The organism is Absicoccus intestinalis, from assembly GCF_033971885.1.
GTDB classification, from domain to species: Bacteria; Bacillota_I; Bacilli_A; order Erysipelotrichales; family Erysipelotrichaceae; genus Absicoccus; species Absicoccus intestinalis.
The window spans coordinates 1-22,118 of the sequence record NZ_JALBUS010000001.1 but is presented as its reverse complement, the minus strand read 5'-3'; the positions used below and the strand labels follow the sequence as shown (position 1 = coordinate 22,118).

17 protein-coding genes, 2 tRNA genes and 1 other RNA gene are annotated in these 22,118 nt (G+C 38.9%); 14 read left to right on the top strand and 6 right to left on the bottom strand.

Annotated features, from left to right (window positions below):
- Window positions 1-243: 243 nt before the first annotated feature.
- Window positions 244-3,057, top strand: coding sequence for a DNA methyltransferase (locus MOZ64_RS00100; RefSeq protein WP_320324589.1), 2,814 nt, complete (start codon window positions 244-246; stop codon window positions 3,055-3,057).
- Between the two features lie 134 nt (window positions 3,058-3,191).
- On the opposite strand, the gene MOZ64_RS00095 is transcribed toward MOZ64_RS00100, so the two are convergent.
- Window positions 3,192-3,266 (bottom strand) — tRNA-Asn (locus MOZ64_RS00095).
- Window positions 3,267-3,279: 13 nt separating this feature from the next.
- Window positions 3,280-3,354, bottom strand: a tRNA-Asn gene (locus MOZ64_RS00090).
- Between the two features lie 100 nt (window positions 3,355-3,454).
- Here MOZ64_RS00090 and MOZ64_RS00085 point away from each other — a divergent pair.
- Window positions 3,455-4,375: a calcium/sodium antiporter gene (locus tag MOZ64_RS00085; RefSeq protein ID WP_320324588.1), complete on the top strand. Its 921-nt coding sequence runs from the start codon at window positions 3,455-3,457 to the stop codon at window positions 4,373-4,375.
- Here MOZ64_RS00085 and MOZ64_RS00080 read toward each other — a convergent pair.
- Window positions 4,362-4,973: a TetR/AcrR family transcriptional regulator gene (locus tag MOZ64_RS00080; RefSeq protein WP_320324587.1), complete on the bottom strand. Its 612-nt coding sequence runs from the start codon at window positions 4,971-4,973 to the stop codon at window positions 4,362-4,364. The genes MOZ64_RS00085 and MOZ64_RS00080 overlap by 14 nt on opposite strands.
- A 151-nt stretch (window positions 4,974-5,124) precedes the next feature.
- Here MOZ64_RS00080 and MOZ64_RS00075 point away from each other — a divergent pair, with 151 nt between their 5' ends.
- The 4 genes from MOZ64_RS00075 (at window position 5,125) to MOZ64_RS00060 (ending at window position 10,409) form a co-directional block, all read left to right on the top strand.
- Window positions 5,125-7,233, top strand: coding sequence for an efflux RND transporter permease subunit (locus tag MOZ64_RS00075; protein WP_320324586.1), 2,109 nt, complete (start codon window positions 5,125-5,127; stop codon window positions 7,231-7,233).
- Window positions 7,217-9,595 (top strand): coiled-coil domain-containing protein, encoded by a 2,379-nt coding sequence (locus MOZ64_RS00070; RefSeq protein WP_320324585.1) that lies wholly within the window; start codon window positions 7,217-7,219, stop codon window positions 9,593-9,595. The genes MOZ64_RS00075 and MOZ64_RS00070 overlap by 17 nt, the downstream gene beginning before the upstream one ends.
- 108 nt (window positions 9,596-9,703) lie before the next feature.
- Window positions 9,704-10,246: a nitroreductase family protein gene (locus tag MOZ64_RS00065; RefSeq protein WP_320324584.1), complete on the top strand. Its 543-nt coding sequence runs from the start codon at window positions 9,704-9,706 to the stop codon at window positions 10,244-10,246.
- A gap of 1 nt (window position 10,247) precedes the next feature.
- Complete coding sequence (locus MOZ64_RS00060; RefSeq protein ID WP_173447119.1) at window positions 10,248-10,409, top strand: hypothetical protein; 162 nt, start codon at window positions 10,248-10,250, stop codon at window positions 10,407-10,409.
- 34 nt (window positions 10,410-10,443) lie between these two features.
- On the opposite strand, the gene MOZ64_RS00055 is transcribed toward MOZ64_RS00060, so the two are convergent.
- Entirely contained in the window at window positions 10,444-12,804 is a 2,361-nt protein-coding gene (locus MOZ64_RS00055; protein WP_320324583.1) for a transglycosylase domain-containing protein, read from the bottom strand.
- Entirely contained in the window at window positions 12,785-13,393 is a 609-nt protein-coding gene (recU, locus tag MOZ64_RS00050) for a Holliday junction resolvase RecU (RefSeq protein ID WP_320324582.1), read from the bottom strand. The genes MOZ64_RS00055 and recU overlap by 20 nt, the downstream gene beginning before the upstream one ends.
- A gap of 133 nt (window positions 13,394-13,526) precedes the next feature.
- Between recU and MOZ64_RS00045 the strand changes: the two genes are divergently transcribed.
- The 5 genes from MOZ64_RS00045 to MOZ64_RS00025 all read left to right on the top strand — a co-directional run bounded on the left by MOZ64_RS00045 (window position 13,527) and on the right by MOZ64_RS00025 (window position 18,452).
- Entirely contained in the window at window positions 13,527-16,073 is a 2,547-nt protein-coding gene (locus MOZ64_RS00045) for an ABC transporter ATP-binding protein/permease (protein WP_320324581.1), read from the top strand.
- 62 nt (window positions 16,074-16,135) lie between these two features.
- Window positions 16,136-16,618, top strand: a complete 483-nt coding sequence (locus MOZ64_RS00040) for a DivIVA domain-containing protein (RefSeq protein ID WP_320324580.1) — start codon at window positions 16,136-16,138, stop codon at window positions 16,616-16,618.
- Window positions 16,619-16,632: 14 nt separating this feature from the next.
- Window positions 16,633-16,963, top strand: an RNA gene (gene rnpB, locus MOZ64_RS00035) — RNase P RNA component class B.
- A 56-nt stretch (window positions 16,964-17,019) separates the two neighbouring features.
- Window positions 17,020-17,952: a magnesium transporter CorA family protein gene (locus tag MOZ64_RS00030; protein WP_320324579.1), complete on the top strand. Its 933-nt coding sequence runs from the start codon at window positions 17,020-17,022 to the stop codon at window positions 17,950-17,952.
- A 14-nt stretch (window positions 17,953-17,966) separates the two neighbouring features.
- A complete protein-coding gene (locus tag MOZ64_RS00025) occupies window positions 17,967-18,452 on the top strand; it encodes a peptidylprolyl isomerase (protein WP_320324578.1) in 486 nt (161 codons plus the stop codon).
- Here MOZ64_RS00025 and MOZ64_RS00020 read toward each other — a convergent pair.
- A complete protein-coding gene (locus MOZ64_RS00020; protein WP_173447112.1) occupies window positions 18,449-19,126 on the bottom strand; it encodes a cysteine hydrolase family protein in 678 nt (225 codons plus the stop codon). The two genes, MOZ64_RS00025 and MOZ64_RS00020, sit on opposite strands and share 4 nt — an antisense overlap.
- Before the next feature lie 165 nt (window positions 19,127-19,291).
- On the opposite strand from MOZ64_RS00020, the gene MOZ64_RS00015 reads away from it, so the two are divergent.
- From MOZ64_RS00015 to MOZ64_RS00005, 3 genes are all read left to right on the top strand, one after another.
- Window positions 19,292-20,407 (top strand): PucR family transcriptional regulator, encoded by a 1,116-nt coding sequence (locus tag MOZ64_RS00015; protein ID WP_320324577.1) that lies wholly within the window; start codon window positions 19,292-19,294, stop codon window positions 20,405-20,407.
- A 160-nt stretch (window positions 20,408-20,567) separates the two neighbouring features.
- Window positions 20,568-21,842, top strand: a complete 1,275-nt coding sequence (locus MOZ64_RS00010) for a cytosine permease (RefSeq protein ID WP_320324576.1) — start codon at window positions 20,568-20,570, stop codon at window positions 21,840-21,842.
- Between the two features lie 136 nt (window positions 21,843-21,978).
- A partial coding sequence (locus MOZ64_RS00005) for a helix-turn-helix domain-containing protein (RefSeq protein ID WP_320324782.1) occupies window positions 21,979-22,118 on the top strand: 140 nt, incomplete at its 3' end.

Here is a 22,118-nt window from a genome sequence, read left to right as displayed (position 1 = left end):
AAACATTTTAACACTAAAAACATTCTAACAACTCGTTTAATAGGATCCAAGTATCCTAAGAAGTACCAAAATTCGATGTATGCTAGTAGGTATATGTAAATATTTCTCTATCATTTGTTTATAAGATTCATATTTAATCTTTTACCATGATAGACAATACAATCATAAAAAGCTGGTGTTCTGTATGATGTTTTATCGATACCAACATTTGCTATAATAATTACATAGTAAGGAAAATTTCGCATGAATGATAGAGAACAAAAAAGAAAAGCAAAAGAATTTGCAGACAGATGGACTGGTAGAGGAAATGAAAAATCGGATAATCAATCATTTTGGATTGATTTATTACAGAATGTTTATGATATAAAACAACCTACCGAATATATTAGTTTTGAAAAAAGAGTAAAGAATTCGCATACGAATACAACCAATTTTATTGATGGTTATATTTCTAGTACATTAGTCATGATCGAACAGAAAGATATCGCAAAAGATCTATTAAAACCAATCAGACAATCGAGTGGACTATATCTAAATGCATATCAGCAAGCAAAGCAATACAGTGATGATCTAAAATTATCGGAAAAACCAAGATGGATCATTACATGTAATTTTAAAGAATTTTATATCTATGACATGGATAAATCAGTGCCAGAAAAAGATCCATTGCATATCGAATTAAGTGAATTGTCAAAACAAGCCTATCAAATGAATTTTCTTGTTTCACAAACAAACCATCATTTGATTAAGGAACAAGAATTATCAATAAAAGCTGGTGAATTGGTTGGTAAACTCTATGACTCCTTGTTAGAACAATATAAATTGGCACCTCTTGACGAAAAAATAATGTATGAGCATTTAAATAAGTTATGTGTACGACTTGTGTTTTGTTTATATGCCGAAGATGCAGGATTATTTGAAAAGAAAAATCAATTTCATGACTATCTTTCTCAATATTCGGCAGAAAATATACGAGAGGCACTTAAAACCTTATTTAAGGTATTAAATACAAAAAATGAAGAGAGAGATCCGTATTTGTCAGAACAGCTTAAAGCATTTCCCTATGTAAATGGGGGCTTGTTTGCGGATGAAAACGTATTGATACCTCCATTCACAGATGAATTAAGGACTATGCTGTTAGATCAAGCATCAGATGAGTTTGATTGGTCAGATATTAGTCCAACGATCTTTGGGGCAGTCTTTGAATCAACATTGAATCCAGAAACACGACGAAAAGGTGGTATGCATTATACATCGATTGAAAACATACATAAAGTCATTGATCCTTTATTTTTAGATGATTTGAAAGATGAATTCAATCAAATCATGCAAATCAAACGTGAAAAAATACGTAATGCACACCTACGAGAATTTCAGAACAAATTGGCATCTTTATATTTTTTGGACCCAGCAGCAGGCAGCGGTAACTTTTTGACCGAAACGTATTTATGCTTGCGAAAATTGGAAAATAAAATTATTTCAATCATTAATAAAAATCAATTTGATTTATATGCGTCTGAAGAAGATTTTAATCCTATTAAAGTAAATATTGATCAATTTTATGGAATTGAAATTAATGATTTTGCAGTCACTGTTGCCAAAACAGCATTATGGATAGCAGAATCTCAAATGATGGATGAAACATCACTGATCATGATGACAGATTATGAATTCTTACCATTGAAAACCAATGCAAACATCATTGAAAGTAATGCTTTAAGAATGGATTGGAATGACGTGATACCAGCAAGTGAACTAAATTACATTATGGGAAATCCACCATTTATTGGTGCCAGATTAATGTCAGTTGATCAAAAGAATGATGTTCTTAGTATTTTTGGAAAGAAATGGAAGCATGTTGGAAATTTAGACTATGTTTCCTGCTGGTACAAAAAATCAATGGAAATGATGGCTGAAACTAATATTCGTGGAGCGTTGGTTTCTACGAATTCTGTTACGCAGGGTGAAGCAGTAGCAAATTTATGGAAACCGCTTTTTGAAAAAGGATTACATTTCGATTTTGCTTATCGTACATTTCGATGGGATAGTGAAGCGCATATAAAAGCACATGTTCATTGTGTTATTATCGGCTTTAGTGTTGCTGTTAATAGTAGAAAAAAACGTATTTTTACCGGTGAAAAATATCAATATGCAGAAAATATAAATGGATATCTTATGGATGCACCAGATGTATTTATCGAAAATAAATCAATTCCCTTGTGTAATGTTAGCAAAGCGAGTTTTGGGAGTATGCCTAATGATAAAGGATTATTAAGCAACTATTCTGAGAATGAGATGCTTGAAATAACAAAAAAATATCCAGATTCAAAGAAAATGTTTAAACCAATAGTTGGATCTGAAGAATTTTTGCACAACAAAATAAGATATTGTTTGTGGCTTACAGATATTGAAACCTTTGAAATTAAAGCAATACCTCCAATTTATAATAGAGTTCAAATGGTAAAAGAAATTAGAAAGAGTAGTGATAGAATAGCAACCAAAAAATTGGCTAGTACTCCCTGGTTATTTGGAGAAATACGGCAGCCAAAATCTAATTACTTGATTATTCCTCGTGTTTCTTCAGAAAGACGGGAATATATACCTATTGGTTATATGGATTACCATACTATTGCGAGTGATGCTAATATTATTGTGCCGGATGCTAGTTTATTAATGTTTGGGGTATTAGCATCATCTATTCATAATAATTGGATGCGTGTTGTTGCGGGAAGATTGAAGTCTGATTATAGATATTCGGTTAAAAATGTCTATAATAACTTTCCATGGCCTACTCCGTCCGAAGAGCAGAAATCTAAAATTGAGCATACTGCACAGGCTATACTTGATGCTCGTTCCTTATATCCGAATAGTTCATTAGCGGAGATGTATGATCCAGATAACGAATGGATGTATCCAGAACTTGTGAAAGCTCATCAAGAAAATGATAAAGCTGTCATGGATGCATATGGATTTCATTATGATATGTCGGAGTCTGAGGTTGTTAGTGAATTGATGAAAATGTATCAAAAGTTAACGGCAGAAAAGGGATCAAATTGATTTTGTATAATTGAATTATGATGAACAACAAACAAGATCGGTATAAAGGTGCGACAATTGAGTTGCACCTTTTTGTAATTGTTATATGTAATAAAAAACATCCCATGAAAATCTGAGATGTTTATTGATCATACTGGCGCCTCCAATAAGATTCGAACTTATGACCTGCCGGTTAACAGCCGGACGCTCTACCGCTGAGCTATGGAGGCACTAAAATAAAAGTGGCGCCTCCAATAAGATTCGAACTTATGACCTGCCGGTTAACAGCCGGACGCTCTACCGCTGAGCTATGGAGGCATCTGCTTAGTGCTTTTCTATGATACCATGACCATTTTTTTATTGCAACCATTTTATTGATGATTTTTATGCTACACTAAATACATATTGAGGTGAAATTATGACTATCTTGTTATTGATCGTTGGTATGCTTTGTTTGGTGAAGGGTGCCGATTGGTTTGTGGATGGATCTTCATCGGTGGCACGGATGTTAAAGGTGCCATCGGTCATTATTGGTTTGACCATTGTGGCGCTGGGGACAAGCTTACCAGAAGCTTCGGTTTCCATTACGGCTGGCTTGGTTGGCAACAACGAATTGGCTATATCCAATGTGGTGGGTTCAGATATCTTTAATACGTTGGTCGTTGTGGGTGCATCGGCTTTGATCACACCATTTATCATGGATAAAGATATTGTTCGTCGGGATTTGAAGATCAATTTGTTTGTATCGTTTTTATTAGCTGTTTTTGTCAGTATCAATGGGTATTTGGATCGCTGGGAAGGCTTGATCCTATTGGTGTTATTGGTTATGTATATTGGCACTTTGATTAGGAGTGCCATGCAAAATCGAACCCAAGAAGAGAATGCTAAAACGTTAAGTGCACCGATGAGCATCGTTTATATCGTTGTAGGCATTGCTGCTATTATCTTGGGTGGAAATCTGGTTGTCGATAATGCAACCAAAATTGCGCAACTCTTGGGCTTGTCGGATACCTTGATTGGTTTGACCATTGTTTCGATTGGTACATCTTTGCCAGAATTGATGACCAGTATTGTAGCGGCCCGAAAAGGGGAGAGCGGCCTTTCTTTAGGAAATGCCATTGGCTCGAATATCTTGAATATCATTTTTATTTTGGGTGTTTCCAGTGTTTTATCGCCGATTGCGGCTTTAACAGAAAATATCATGGATGCCTGGATCTTAGTTGTCGTGGCTTGTTTTACCCTTTGGATTGCCAAAAAAGACGACCAGATGACGCGTGCCAAAGGGGCTTTGTTTGTCGTCATCTATGTCGTCTATCTGATTTATATTATTTTTCGTTAGTTTTGCCGGTACGCAAGATAGCGCGTACGGCATCAAATAAATAGGGTTTATATTGATCAATGGGAAGAGGCTTGTTGTTGATGATACTGGAATAACAAGTACTTCCTACCATATCAATGATAATATACATGACCACTTCTGGATCTTTAAACTGGTAGTGGTTTTTTTTGGCTAACTGAATAAAATCATTCTTTATATGCAATTCATCATCTGCAAATGCATTTTGAACATAATCTGAAAAGATGCCCCAGGAAAGATTCTTTTCAATGAAAGCCAAGATGGAACGATTTTTTTTCAATTCCATGAGGATATGATTGATCATAAAGATAATGGCATCTTCAAAACCACGAATGTCATTTTCTTCCAGTGCTTTTTGGGCATTTAAGAAAATTCGCCGCGATTCTCGTGAAATCAAGATATTTCGAATTTGATCTTTATCTTTAAAATATAAATAAAAAGTTCCTTTGGCGACACCGGCATGCCGGGCAATTTCCGAAATGGTGACCGTATCGATGTCTCTTGTTGTGAATAAATCAAATGCACTTTTCAATAATTTATTTTCTTTTTGTTTCTTATTTTCCAAAATTTTGGATTTCATTTCTTCACCTTCGTCACACGTATTATAAAGAAACCTGAACCATTGGTCAATTATTTTAGTTATATGTCCAAAATTGTCTAAAAAGTGGATATAAAAATTGACTCATGGTCAAAGTAGCTCTATACTATTCAACGAAAACGGGGGAAGCGATATGGAAAAATTATCCAGATTCATTGTAAAATTTCGTAACCAGATTCTGATTCTGGCGATTATTTTACTGATTCCAAGTATATTTGGATATCTGAACACACGTGTCAATTATGATTTATTATCGTATTTGCCAAGTGATGTTGAATCCATGCAGGCACAAAAGATCCTTGGCGATGATTTTGATCTAGCCAGTGTGGATGAACTTGTCGTCAATGGCATGAAAGATCGAGATGTCGTCAAATTGAAAAATGAGATCAAAAAGATTGACGGTGTAAAAAAAGTATATTGGCGTGATGATGTCTTAGATGTCACGATTCCAAAAGAAGCCATTCCGGATAGCTTACAAAAAATGTTGTATTCGGATAAGGGTTCAACCATGATGATCATCACTTTTGATGAGGGAACCTCATCGACACGAACGATGAATGCGATTGCCAACATCAAAAAAGTAGCGGATAAGGATTGTTTCTTAGGTGGTATGTCGGCCATGTCCGAAGATATCAAGGAAGATCTAGATCATTCGATGCCAATCTATTCAGCGGTAGCTGTTGTGCTGGTTCTTTGTGTCTTGTGGCTTGGTTTGGAAAGCAACTTTGCACCTTTTGTATTTATGTTAGGGATTGCGTTCCCGATTGTATATAACTTTGGTACCAACATCATCTTCGGTGAAATTTCCTATATCACCAAAGCCTTGGCCATGGTCTTACAATTGGCTGTTACGATGGACTATTCCATCTTCTTGTTGCATCGTTACCAAGAAGAAAAACTACGACATCCAGGTGATAATGAAGAAGCCATGAGCAAGGCTATTCAAGCCACTTTTGTTTCGATCAGTTCTTCTTCAATCACGACCATTGCTGGTTTTATGGCTTTGTGTGCCATGCGATTGACATTGGGCCGCGATATTGGTTTGGTCATGGCCAAAGGTGTTATTTTGGGTGTTATTTCAACGATCGTGGTATTACCAAGCTTGTTGATGATCTTCGATAAACAAATCGAAAAGAAGAAACATAAAGTATTGATTCGTCCAATGGTGAAATTACCCGCTTGGATCATCAATCATCATAAAGCCATTTTAGCGGTTTTCTTCCTTTCCTTTGCACCAATGGTCTATGCGCAAGCACATACGCAATCGTACTATGATTTGGTTGCCAATATGCCACAATCGTTTAAATCGGTCATTGGCACCAATCAATTGAAAAAAGACTTTGATATGACAACGACCCATTTCGTCTTAGTGGATGATTCCGTCAAGACCCGCGATGTGCAAAAGATTTGTAAAGAAATCAAGAAAGTGGATGGCATCACCAATGTCTTGGCCTATGAAGAATTTGTCGGTCCTGGCGTACCATCTTCCTTTGAACCACAAGCCGTGAAAGACATCTTGAACAATGGTGGCAAACGACTCTTGATCGTCAATAGCGATTATCGACCTGCTACCAGCAAACAAACCAAACAATTGAATGCGATCGATACGATCATTCATAAATATGATAAAAAAGCCGTGATCGGTGGCGAAGGTAAATTGGAAGATGATTTGATCAATATCACGAATATTGACTTCCAAATGGTCAACATTGTATCCATTATTTTGATCTTTGTGATCATTGTCTTTACCTTTAAATCCTTTGCCTTACCTATCATTCTGGTCGCAACGATCGAATATGCGATCAACATTAATATGGGTATTCCATACTTTACCGGTACGGTCTTGCCATTTATTGCGGGTATCGTCATTGGTACGATTCAATTGGGAGCTACCGTGGATTATGCCATTTTGATGACATCGCGATTTAGAGAAGAATTGACCAAGGGAAAACATGTCAAACATGCGATTGGATCCTCCATCAAGCATACATGTACATCGATTTTGACATCGGGCTTTAGTTTCTTTGCCGCATGTATTGGTGTAAGTATTTTTGCGAAGATGGATCTATTGCGAAGCATGTGCTTGTTGTTGGCACGTGGGGCTTTGATCAGTGTAGTTTGTATCTTATTTGTATTACCATCATTATTATTGTTATGTCATAAATTTATTGAAAAAACGACGAAAGGATGGCCAGTAGGTCAAGTAGAGGAAGGAAGGATCTCAAGTGAAGACGAAGAATAGAGGAATCCGCAAGGAGACATTAAAAGCATTGGGGGCTTGTTTGGTCAGTGCCACGATGGCAGGTAGTATGTTTACAGCTCCGGTTTTTGCTGAAAGTAATACCGATGCGAACCCAACCCAGAAAACAGAAACCGTATATGCCGTTGTGAATCCAGATGGAACCGTATCGAGTACCATTGTATCGAGTTGGTTACACGATGGGGATGGCATCCATAACATCAAAGAAGATCTGGATCTGAAACATGTCGAAAATATCAAGACGGATGAAGATCCAATCAAAAATGGCAATACCTATACATGGAATGCCAAAGGCGATGATGTCTATTATCAAGGATCCACCAATAAAGCTTTGCCAGTCAAAGTCAACATTACCTATTCGATGGATGGCAAAACGATGAGTGCCAAACAAATGGAAGGCAAATCTGGCCATATGAAGATCAATGTTCACTTCACCAACTTGATTTCTAAAACAACATCCGATGGTGTAATCGTTCATCCAGGCTATTTAGCCGGTGGAATCTTGAATCTAAAAACCGGAAATTATTCCAATGTCACTTGTTCCAGTGGTAAAGTCATGAATGATGGATCCAACCAAGTATTGGCCTTTGCCAGTGTTCCAGGCCTAGCCGATACATTGGAAAGTGCCGGTTTGGATAAAGTTGTCAATCAATTAAAAGCCAGTGATGACTGTACGATTGAAGCCGATGTGGAAAACTTTGACTTAGGCGATATCATGATTGGTATTTCCAGTGATTTTGATCTAAAGGAATTGACGACAAGCAATATTCCTGATTTAGCTGGTGATATTTCGCAAATCGTATCGGCTTCCGATCAATTGGAAAGTGGTGCGCAACAATTGTATGCAGGAACGACCCAATTAAAGAGTCAAGCCGCTCCATTGACCAGTGCTTCAGGCAGTGTGTTGGAATTAAGCAGTGCCTTGGGAACATTGAATGATGGCGCCCAAACGATGGCTAGTGGCATTCATCAATATACCAATGGTGTCAGTGTGCTAAAAGCTGGTGCCAATCAGTTATATGGCATTCCAAATGGGGTGGCGCAAGTTCAAGCCGGTGTTTCTGGTAACAGTCCACAAACCTTGCTTTCGGGAGCCGAACAATTGGAAGCTGGCTTAGCACAAATGGATAGTCAGATCGATCCGGATCAAATCAGCAAGCTACAACAACAATTGAATACAGCCAACCAACAATTATCCGCCATGGATAAGATGGTTTCCAATGACCAAGAACAATTGAAGACATTGGATGAGAACTTGGCCAAGGCCCAACAAAGCATGGCAGGGTTGCAAGCAGCGCAACAACAATTATCTAGTTTGGCCACCGATGTATTGACCCAACTCGGTACCGATCAACAAATCCTACAAGGTGATCAAACCAAGATCAATAGCACGGTGGATTCGATCAATGCCAAGATCGATGCAACCAATACGCAGATCAATGCGGCCAATACAAGTATCAATACAGCCTATAGCAGTTCGATCACGGCTTTACAAAACGCAGCAGCCAATACGGATGATGAAAATGCCAAAGCGCAGATCAATGCGCAGATCACGGCTTTACAATCCGCCCAAGCATCGTCGGCTACGATTAGAACGATCGATCATATTAGTGCCGATGATCTAAACTTGCAGACCTTAGATAACTTAAGCAAGATCAAATCGGATTTTGATAATTTGAATACCTTATTTACAACCTTAAGTAAGACCATGAGTGGCATGCAATCGACAATTTCTGATTCCAATGATACCTTAACGGATCTGAAGAAAGACATTGCGACCAGCCAAAAAGGTTTGGATCAAATGTCGGCTTTATTGAAAAATACCAATACAAAATTGGACTTGAACCAATTATCAACTGGAATTAAAAAGCTACATGCGGGTTCGCAACAATTGGTGGCAGGTATCAAACAATTGGATGGCGGTTTATCACAACTACAAAGTCAATCCAAGAGCGGTATCGACCAATTGAATGGTGGTATTGATCAATTGAACGCCAATAGTTCCGCATTGAATAATGGCGCTGATCAATTAACTTCTGGAACCAGTCAATTAGCCAGCCAACAAGGCAAACTTCAAGAAATGGCTTCAGGATTGACACAATTGGATTCGGCCTTTACGCAATTGAATGATGGTGCCTCTCAATTGTATTCGGGTGAGCAACAATTCAATGAAGAAGCCATGAAACCATTGGAAGAAATGGCCGATTTGACCGATGAAGAAGTTCAAAAATTAACGAATGTCTTCAATGACATCAAAGAATTAACGCAAGAAAACGATAACTTTGCCGGTAAACCAGAAGGTGCCGAAAGTAAAGTCAATTATGTATTGCGAACTTCAAAATAAATGTGATCAAGGCGGTGTAGTTACACCGTCTTTTTCTATAGGATGGGGATGATGTCAAACTTGTTTTTTTTTTCATAGCGTGGTTGAATGAATGCAGGAGGAACGAACATGAATACAAAAGATGTATTAGAACAACGAAGAAGTATTCGTAAATTTAAACCAGGTTCGATCACAAAAGATCAAATGGAAGAATTGGTCCATGCGAGTCAAATGGCCCCTTCTTGGAAGAATTCACAAACAGCTCGATATTATGTTGCCACAAGTGAAGAAGGCATGAATAAGATTCGTGCGGGTCTGCCCGAACGAAATGCTCATCATACCATTCATGCGGCGGCTCTATTTGTGATGACATTTAAGAAAGATCGATCTGGCTTTATGCAAAATGGCTCACCAGATAATGAAGTAGGGAATGGCTGGGGCTTCTATGATAATGGTCTAGCTACTGAAAATCTATTGTTAAAAGCGTATGATATGGGTTTTGGAACAATCGTCATGGGAATTCGTGATGAACAAATTCTACGTGAACAATGCCAAATTCCTGCGGATGAGATCATCACCAGTGTCATTGCCTTAGGTATTCCGGATATACATCCAACCGCACCGAAACGAAAAGAAGTATCCGAAATCATTACGTATGTGGATGGAGAATAAGATGCCCAAGTATGTGAAACCCTCCATTTGGATTTGTTTATGTGTGTTTGTTGGTGGCTTTCTCGGCATACTGACACACAATTGGATCTTCTATTTTATTACGACCTATGGCTTTGCGATTCTTTTTCAAAAAGTCTATGCTGCTTTACAAGATAAACAATAAATAAAGACCACGTAGCATGCTACGTGGTCATTTTTTATAGCCAATCAAAGAGATTGAACAACGATTTTTTATTGGTGAAGAAGAAGCCACCATAATTACTATAATCGGTTTGATCATTGGTATCATCGGTCACTTCACCAGAACCATTTTCTTCGGTATAGGTATTGTTGTTATCTTGTGTTTCTGTCGTTGTTGATTGTTGCGACTGGGTCGATGAACTACTGCTCGATTCCTCATTGGAAGATGAACTCGACGACGAAGAAGAACTCGAAGAAGTCGGATCATTCGCTGTGGCTCCTTTATCTCCTTGGGAAGCATATTTGGTTTCGATCCATCCTGAACCATATTTCGTTACCCCTGGCGTTTGTGGGATGCTCTTATAGGTTCCATATTTTTTACAATAATCTAACATATAATGCGAAATATCAAAAGCCTGGGTAAAACCACTTACTTGTGATGTTGGAATGTAGTAGCCTTGTTGCTCATATTTACGCGGGTAACCCGACCACGTCGCAATCGTAAATTGCGATGTATATCCAAGCGACCATTCATCACGAATTGAACCTTGTGGAATGCCATACGCTAAACCACTGGTACCCCAGTCGGAAGTACCGGATTTACCATATACCGGATAATCACTCGTCAATTTTTCGTTGAAGTTTTGATAGCCGCCATGAACGACTTTATACAATAAGAAACTCATCATAAAGGCTGCATCTTCACTAATGACATTGGTCGTTTGCGCATTGGTCTTGAACTCTTTATTGTCAGTTCGACGAATCGCATTGCGCACCGTATGAGCATCGACACGATTTCCTTTATTCGCAAAAATAGAATACGCATTGGCTTGTTGGACAGGGCTGGCATACATACTGCCACCACCGATCGCATATTGTTCCGTGAAATCTTCCGCTACATCATCGTCATAGCCAAGTTTCTTACAGAAGTTGATCCAGTAGTTGTAGCCTTTGGCATCGATCAGATCCAACATCGCAGCTGCCGCTGTGGTATTTTTGGAAACACCCAATGCATACGCCAACGAAATATTACCGGAGAAGGTACCATCGGAGTTGGATACATACGAACCATTTTTCCAATAGTCTTTCTTCTGGTCATTGACCGTGTGTTCGGTAGACCAACCCAATAAGTCAAATGTTGAAGAATAAGCCAATAAAGGCTTCATGGAAGATCCGGGCTGCTTTCGATCGGTTGCGTTGTTGGTCTTGACCGAATCGGTGTGATACGTTCGTCCAGGTCCTACCGCTAAGATCTCACCATTGGTGTTATCAATGATGCTGAATCCGACATCAAAATACGAATTCGGGAAGGTAACGACTTCACCGTTACAAATCTTATCGGCTTCTTTTTGTACGCTGGTATTCAAAGACGTATAAATATCCATCGGAATAACGGCTGGATCTTGTCCCGTCAAGGTTTGTGTTTCTTGAATGACCATATCAATATAGGCTTCATTTGGATCTTCCGCATCCGAGGTCGTATCTTCTTCTTTTAGATCATAGGCCAAATTGGTATTGACAGCCAGATCATGCTCGGTTTGGGAGATATATCCATGTGCCAGCATCAGGTCCAATGTCGCATTTCGTCGATTCTGACCCGATTTCAAGTGATCGGTATCCGGATCGGTCTTATTCGCTAAAGGATTGTACTGACCCGGTGCATTGATACAACCCGCCAAGAAAGCTGCCTCTTCCAAGTTGACATCCTGGATGTCTTTGCCAAAGTAGTATTGAGCCGCTTTTTGGATACCACGCGTATTATTTCCCGAACCAAACCAGATTCGATTGACATAATATTCAAAGATTTTTTCTTTGCTGACTGATTGTTCCGCAATCAAAGATAAGTAGATTTCTTGCACTTTTAATTTGACCTGGTCAAATTTGCTCAGGGATCCTTTTTCTTTGATGATCTTGTCTTCTTGGTTTTTGGTAAATGAGTTATCGATCATCTGCATGGTCAATGTGGAACCACCTTGGGCAAATCCACCCGATCGTAAATCGGTAATAGCCGCCGATAAGAATCGTGGCAAATCAAATCCATTATGATCGAAGAAACGAGAGTCCTCGATCGAAAGGAAAGCATCAATGACCGATTGTGGGATATCTTTATATTTCACATCATCACGAATTTCAGAACCAAATTCATAAATCATCTTGCCGTTGGTATCATAGATCCTGGAATTGGACATGGCTTGTAAGCCATCTTGACTAAAGCGCATACCTTCTGGATCATTGATGATATTGACCAATACAAAGAAAACAGAAATACAGCCAACTAAGAATAAGGTCAAGATCACAACCGCGATCTTATTCCATATATCTAGGCGCCGCCTCATTTTCTTCGGCGTTTGTGTGTCATTACTTCTGTGTTTTTTCATAATGACCTTCCTCCTTAAAATAGAGTGTATCTACGATCGATAGATAATCAAGACGAGGTTGATAACCTTCATGGATCGGATGTCCATATTGTTCAAACCAGGTATAAGGAATGGATCGCCGATCCATCGTCTCAATTTCATGGATCAAGATTTCTGAATCAACCAAATACGTACAGTCATAAGCAGTAAATCGAATCAGAAAGAAACCAATGCCCCCATGGACATGCACTTTTTTTAAATGTTCAATTTGATGGGGATGTACCATAAATAAAGGAAAATTCTTTTTATTTCGGGTTTCTTTGGCTTCAAAATCGATATATCGACCTCGATATACGCCGTTATAATCCGTTGTTGACGGTGTTCGATAATACGCTTCGACAATCTTTGCTCGATTTCGGCTGGGATAATCCACTCGCACCACTTGAATAGGGGTTGGTTTTTTGTAGATCAAAGCCCGATCAACGGTTCGATAATAGGCATTGGAATCATTTAGATCATTTTCTAAACGCATACCGCGACCACTATGATGATCCGAAGTCGAACCCATCTGGACATGTTTTGTCCCGTTTGGATATTTGATTGTACTCATCAGATTGATTATACTTGAAAACGAACGAACATTCAATCTTTGCCATGTTATGATATAGATAGTAAAGCCCATCTGTATATTTTGATTTTTGAAATTAATGGTATAATTAAAAAATTTATTAGAGGAGAAACTTATGCTTACATGCAAACATATCATCAAAGACTATCCAAGTGGGGACAAGGTCGTTCATGCCTTACGGGATGTATCCTTGACCTTTCGTGATAATGAATTCGTGTCGATTTTAGGCCCAAGTGGTTGTGGTAAGACAACTTTTCTTAATATCTTAGGCGGATTGGACCACTATACATCGGGTGATTTGGTGATCAATGGAAAATCAACCAAAGAGTATAGTGAAAAAGATTGGGATACCTATCGTAACCATCATGTTGGCTTTGTCTTTCAAAGTTATAATTTGATCATGCATCAAACGGTCTTGGCCAATGTCGAATTGGCTTTGACACTGACGGGTGTAGAAAAAAAAGAAAGAAAAGAAAGAGCCATTCAAGCCTTAGAAAAAGTAGGCTTATCCGATCAGATCCATAAACGGCCAAGCCAATTGTCGGGTGGCCAAATGCAACGAGTTGCCATTGCTCGAGCTTTGATCAACGATCCAGATATTGTTTTGGCCGATGAGCCAACTGGCGCTTTGGATTCTGAAACCAGTGTGCAGATCATGGAACTGTTAAAAGAAATTGCGAAAAATAAGTTGGTCATCATGGTCACACATAATCCATCCTTGGCTCAAGATTATTCGACCCGGATCATTCGTTTGTTTGATGGCCAAGTACAGTCGGATTCCCAACCGGTGGATGAAACCGAGATCCATCCCCACGCGGATGATCAACGACGTCCTTCCATGTCTTTTAAAACCGCCTTGGCCTTAAGTATGACCAATTTGATGACCAAAAAAGCCAGGACCTTATTGACCGCTTTTGCCGGTAGCATTGGGATCATTGGAATCGCTTTGGTCTTATCGTTATCCAATGGAATGCAACTCTATATTGATCTCGTAGAAAATGATACCATGTCCAGTTATCCCATCGAGATCCAAGATTATTCGACCGATATGTCCGTTATGCTTTCAACCATGATGAATATGCAAAAGACCAAGACCAACAAGGATGGTAAAATTCATACTCAGCCAATGGTCAAGGATATCTTGGATTCGGTATCCAGTTCCAAAAAGAACAATTTATCTGCCTTTAAGGCCTATTTGGAAAGTGCGGATGGCAAAGCCTTTCAAAAAGCGACCAAAGCGATTGAATATGAATATGACCTGCCTTTACAAGTCTACAATGAAAAGACTCAATCGGGCTTAGTTCAAGTCAGTCCGAATGGCTTGTTGCAACGTTTGGGAATGTCGGAAATGTTATCGGCGACTTCGCAATTGAGTGGCAATAGCTCCGGCCAATCGGTATGGATGAAACTGCCCGATAGTCAAAAGCTGCGAGACGATGAATTCGAATTGATTGGGGGAAAATGGGCCAGTAATGAAAATGAAGTCGTTTTGGCAGTGGATCAAAACAATGAAATTAGTGATTATGCGCTTTATTCTTTAGGCTTGATGAATCAAGATGATCTGGTCAATGCCTATCAGGATTTTATTGCCGGAAATACCGATAAGATGCCAACCACAACGATGCCAACCTATACGAAGGATGAATTATTGAATACTTCCTTCCGATTGGTCTTGAATACCGATTTGTATCAAAAAAGAAATGCCGTTTGGATCGATGCTTCACAAGATGAAAATGCATTAAAAGAGATTGTTGCGAAATCCAAAGAAGTGAAGGTCGTGGGCATTATTCGGCCGAAAAAATCAACGGCGAATCAACAATTCTATGGTGGGGTTTACTATACATCGGCCATGCAGAAATATGTTGCACAGCAATGTGAACAATCACAAATTTATCAAGAACAAAAAAACAGTCCACAAACCAATGTATTTACGGGCCAAGCATTTGGCACCCAACAAAGCCGTGATATTAGCGCAATGGCAGGTTTGTCTCAATCGGACATGTTGGCCTATGCACAAACCATGTCGGAAAATGCGAACGCAACGTATGATGCCAATATGAAAAAATTAGGATATATGGATCCAGATGATCCAAGCTCCATCAATTTGTATGTATCCAGTTTTGATCAGAAAGAAAAAGTGAGTGTCCTGATCACGAAGTACAATGAGCAACAAAAGAAGGTCGGAAAGACCAAAAATGTCATTACCTATAATGATGTGGTCGGTACCATGATGAAATCCGTCACTAGTGTCATTGATCTGATTAGCTATGTTTTGATAGGCTTTGTGAGTGTTTCCTTGATCGTTTCCAGCATCATGATTGGTATCATCACCTATATTTCAGTCTTAGAACGGACCAAAGAAATTGGTATTTTACGCGCTATGGGTGCTTCGAAACGAGACATCTCTCGTGTATTCAATGCGGAAACCTTTATTATTGGTTTGACCTCAGGCATCATGGGCATCGTGATCACGCTATTGTTGAATTTTCCAATCAGTTCCATTGTTTATTCGAAAACAAAGATTGCCAACATTGCGCGATTGCCTTGGCAAGGCGGTTTGATCTTGATCTTGATCAGTTTGGGATTGACCGTATTGGCCGGTTTGATCCCAGCGCGAATCGCATCGAAAAAAGATCCGGTCGAAGCCTTACGATCCGAATAATGTGGGTTGATTTTTTAGCTTTAAAAAGGCATAATGTGTATTAGTATTGGGGGAATGAATATATGGCAAACAACTTGAATTTAACTGCTCAAGATGTATATTCCAAAGAGTTTCATGTCGACCTAAAAGGATATGCACCAGCAGAAGTTGATGAATTCTTGGATCAAGTCATTGAAGATTATCAGGAATATGATGAAAAAATCGAGGAATTGTCGCAAGCTATTACTCGTTATGAACAAAAAATCAATGAGTTGCAGGCGAAAATCGTCGAATTAAATACAGACAATCGTAAATTGCGCGATCAAATGAAGAGTGGCATGGTGGCTGCCAACAATAGTGACCAAGTGGATATCTTAAAACGAATCAGTCGTTTGGAACAAGCGGTATTCCATAACAATCGCTATAATAGCGGCTATCGTGGTCCAAAAAATAAACGCAAAAACAACAATACGGCGCAACATCAAGCCCATGAAAAAGGGGAACCACAACCTGTACAAGAACAGCCAGCTGCTGTTGCTCAACCCAAAGAAGTGGAACAACAATAAAATGAATTCAACTCTTAAATCCGCAGTCGCTGGCAATAGCTAGAGGAAAGTCCATGCTCGCACGATCTGAGATGATCGTAGTGTTTGTGCTAGATGAATCAATAAGTCTAGGCAGTTGAATCAGTTCAATTGACGGCAACTTTGATCCTAAGGGAAACTATGGAAACAAGTTTGAAAGTGCCACAGAGACGAGTTCGAATGGAAACATTCGAGGTGGAACGGGTAAACCCCACAAGCGAGAAACCCAAATTTGGTAGGGGAGTCGGCCAGAATGAATCAAAAGGATGGCTGGATATCGAAAGATATAGATAAATGGCTGCATATACAGAACATGGCTTATGCATTTGAGAGAATAAGCAAGGTTTGCCCTTGCTCTTTTTTTTGAAAGGAGGGAGTCCATCGTGATCGAATACTTTAAAACAACAGAAGAAGGCACCCAACAATTAGAGATGCCAGAACGAGGATGTTGGATCAATTGCGTGGCTCCATCCATGGAAGAAAAACGGTTTTTGACCGATCATGTCGGTGTCTTACCTGAATTTGTTCAATCCAGTCTGGATGAGGAAGAATCATCCCATATCGATTATGATGATGATCTGGAACAAACCCTGGTCATTATTGACTATCCAAGCATGAAAGGCATCGATACAGGAGCCAATGAATATTTCACTTGCCCATTGGGGGTGATCTTGATGCATGGCTATGTCATTACGATTTCTTTGTATGAAAGCTGGAGCATCAATGCCTTACGCCGTCATTTGGGTAAATTTGTCGATACGCGCTTAAAGACCCGCTTTTTATTGACGCTGTGTCTATATATTTCCCAACGCTTCTTGATGTGTCTGCGTCAAATTGATCGTTTATCGACCCAAACGGAACAAGACCTACAAGAAGATCTGGATAACGATGGACTCTTACGCTTATTAGGACTTGAAAAATCTTTGGTGTATTTTTCAACTTCTTTAAAATCCGATGAAACGACATTGAATCGGATTCATCGAGGCAAACAAATCAAATTATATGAAGAAGACGAAGAATTATGGGAAGATGTCATGATCGAAATGAATCAGGCCAACGAGATGTGTAATATCTATTCCGGCATCTTGTCGCAAATGAGAGAAACATACAACAGTATCATTTCGAACAATATGAACAAGGTCATGAAATTATTGGCCATCGTGACCATTGTCTTATCGTTGCCCAATATTGTTTATGCCTTCTACGGTATGAATGTTCGCTTGCCACTTCCTTATGTTTGGTTCCCAACTTTGATCTCGGTTCTTCTTTGTGTGGGATCTTTGATCTGGTTATTAAGTAGTAAGCGATTTAAATGAAAGGAAAGAAAAATATGAATGTAATTAATGGAAAAATCACAATGGAAAATGGCGATATCATGGAATTTGAAATGTATCCAGACATCGCCCCAAAAACAGTACAAAATTTTGTTGACTTGATCCAAAAGCATTTTTATGATGGTTTGATCTTTCATCGCATCATCAAAGACTTTATGATCCAAGGTGGCGATCCTGAAGGAAGCGGAATGGGTGGTCCAGGCTATACGATTCCGGGAGAATTTCGTGCCAATGGATTTGACAACGATCTCAAACATACCCGTGGAGTATTGTCAATGGCACGGACCATGGATCCCAATTCGGCTGGTTCGCAATTTTTTATCATGCATCAAGATGCTCCTCATCTGGATGGTCAATATGCCGCATTTGGCAAATTAACGAGCGGGTTTGATGTATTGGATGCGATCGCTTCGGTACCAACCGATTGGATGGATCGCCCGAAACAAGAACAAAAGATCAAGACCATTGAAATCATCGATTAGAAGGAGTCCTCCTCCTTCTTTTTATTTGCTTCGATCTCTTTTTTTAGATCCGTTTCTTGAAGTACACGCGCAAACCCTTCACCGAATAGATCCAATTCCATATCGACCCATTGTTGTCCACTTGCTCCGGCATGATCATAACCGCTGACTCCATCCGCCATTACGACGACGTTGTAGTCTTTGTGATAGGCACTGCGAATCGTGCTGTCCACACACCAATTGACGACTGTACCACAAATGATCAACGTTTTGATATTTTGCTTCTTTAACCAAGTTTCTAGATCCGTATGAGCAAAGCAATCATAGCCATATTTGGTAAATATCGTATCGGAAAGGGTGGGTGCTAAGGCATCGGTGATCTCACATTCAGGACTGCCAATCTTAAATTTATATTCGCCTTTGGCATTGATGAGACCTCGTTCTTTGTTCTTTTGCCAATAAAAATCGTAACAATAGTCTGGTCCTTGCGCAAAGACGGACATATAAACGGGAATTTGATATCGATGACAAAAATTTTGAAAGTCACGAATTATCTTTACTTGGGTGCGTGCCATAGGTACTTCTAAACAACTTCCTTCATCGACAAATCCCTTTTGCATGTCCACGATCAAAAAAGCAGTGTCTTCGGAACGAATCGAAAACGATGGTTGCCATTCCCAATATTTTTTACTCATGTTCTACCCTCCTCAAAATAAAAAAGAAGTCATGCTGGAAAATGACTTCTTTGTCTTGATGTTTTTAGCATAATCGGAAAGTTTCCCTTTGACAATGTATAAAGTATCTATCTATCATTGACAAATTATGGTTAAATTATACAATGCAAAAAAGGAGGGTCTTCTATGGCTACAGTTGAAGATATCATGAATCTGGATTTTTTTAAGCACAACCATTTAGAATTAGTGGCCGGTAAACAAGGACTCTATCGTATTGTGACCAGACCCAATATTGCCCAATTGATGAACTTTTCCGATTGGATGGGCGGCGGTGAATTTCTATTGATCAATGGGGTAGGCTTAGGCCTGGATCAAAAAGAAAATATGTTGCAGGTGATCGAAAATGCGAACAAAGCCAATGCAGCATGCATCGCCTTTGAAATCAGTCAAACCTTTATACCTAAGATTCCACAAGAAGCCATTGATCTTGCCAACCAATATCAACTTCCCATTTTTACACTTTCTTGGGATGTTCCATTTGGTCCAATCTTAAATACGGTCTATGACTTTATTGTTCGCGAAGAAAGAAAAGAATCAACCATCATGGATATCATGCGAAATATTTTATTTGCGAATGTAAATCCCGGACAGATTCTCCAACAAACCGATTATTATGGATATGATCTTCGGAGTCCCCATCAATGTATGGTCTTTCAAAAGGAAGGAGGATATGATGCATTAAAGAAACGTTTTTGTGAAGATAAAAGAATTTTGTATCTAGAACAAAATGAACATCTTATCGTGTTTTATCCCTATTGCGAAAAGAAACAACTCAAAAATCAGTTGCGAAGTCTTCTAGCAACAGAAGATGTATATATTGGAATTGGTGATGTTTGTACAAATCTGATGAAGTATCAAAATAGCTATTATCAAGCATTGCGTGCATTGCGTTATTTGATGGTCACAAAAGAAAAACAGATTCTTTTTTATGATGAACTCGGTTTATTGACATTATTGGATGATGTTGATAATGACCATAATATCAAACAATATATCATGGATTTTTTAGCACCTTTACAAGAATATCAGACACATCATTCGATTGATTTGATTGAAACGTTGAATGTCTATCAAGAATGTAATTTTAATGTGGCAAAAGCCAGTCAAAAATTATTTATTCATCGAAATACGTTACTTCAAAGATTGGAAAAGATTGCCGTGTTGTTGGATGTGGATCTCAATAATTTCAATGCTCGTCGCGAAATTATGAATGTCATGAATCTTAGAAAGTATTATGGGTAAAATATCTATAAAGAACCATAAAAAATACATACAATCTATCCATATACAACTCATTTTTTGTATGCTAATATGCAAATATCCAAAGAAAAGCAGGCAAAGAAGTCATAAAATGAAAATTCATTTTATGGCTTTTTTTGTTTTCGAAAGGAGAGTGAATGCTATGGATGAGAAAAAAGATGTGGAATTTACCCAACAAGCTGTACCCCTATCACAAAGAAAAGGTTTTTTAGAAATTTGTGTTGTCTGGATTGGCTACGTCTTTGTGGTTACCGGTATGCAAGTAGGCGGTACGATGGGAATTTCTACCGATTTTGCGACCTTGTTACAAGCATTGGCCGTGGGCAGTGTGATCTTATTGATCCTCGGTTCTTTTATGGGACTGATTGCCTTAAAAACTGGGTTGACGTTTGGCAAGCTCTGCCGCTATGCATTTGGTTCCTTAGGATCCCATATCATTTCTTTGATGATCGTTGTGACCTTGATTGGATGGTTTTCTGTGGATGCCTATATGATTGGACAAGCTTCTCATGCCTTATTTTCTTTTTTACCCATTATTCCGATTGCCATATTGGCTGGTATTGCGATGACCACGACCGCCTTATTTGGTATGTCCTGGATGTCAAAGCTTAGTGATATTGCGGTGCCATTGGTCTTGATCTTTGGAATCCTATCCATTGTTCTGAGTGTGAAAAGTACCGGTGGAATGGATGCTTTATTTGCAATCCAACCCAAAAATCCAGCTTCCTTCAATACCTTGGTTTCGCTTGCGATTGGCTCCTTTGTATGTGGCGCAGTTTCTTTTACCCCGGATGTTTTACGATTTGCGAAAAATAAGAAACAGACTTTGATCATCATGTTTATAGCGATGATGTTGGCCAATCCCTTAATGATCATTTTAGGTGCAGTTGGTGCTATTGCCACTGGCTATTCCGATATTACCTATGTATTGGCATCCCAAGGATTATTGGCTCCAGCTTTTCTTGTCATGATCCTCAATATTTGGTCGACGGCTCAAGGATGTGTCTATTCCGGTTCGTTATCGTTAGGAAATACTTTATCGATCGATCGAAAGTATCTGGTCATCGGCTTTGGAGCCTTAGGCACCTTAGGCGCAGTCTTGGGATTCTACAATTATTTTGGTCAATTCATCAATTTTTTAGCCACCACCATCCCGGCTTTAGGTGGTGTATTCATTGCCGATTATCTCGTGACATATCGAAACGGCTATCCATCACTAGATGGGGGAATGATCCCTCAAGTCAAATGGCAAGCTTTCCTGGCTTGGGGACTTGGTATTGCGGCTAATTATCTTTCCTTTGGCATTGGTCAAGTAAATAGTATTCTTGTTGCTTTTTTAATTGAAGCTGGTTTGTCTTTATGGATCGAAAAAATCAGAAATGTAAGAAATACCAAGATCGTATCTGAAAATGTATAAGCTGTCTTATCCAAGGCAGCTTTTTTTCATGGATAAATTATCATAATAAGTGCAACAGCCTATAAGAATTAAAAAAGTCCATGGGTTCAATGATAAAATGTGAGTGAGAAAACAAACATTTATCAAGGAGAATCCCATGAACTACAACCATCTTAACATAAATGAGAGAACAGTCATATCTTTACTTGCTTCTTCTGACGTATCGATTCGTGAAATAGCGAAGCAACTTGGAAGAAGTCCGAGTACGATTTCCAGAGAATTGAAACGAAACCAAAC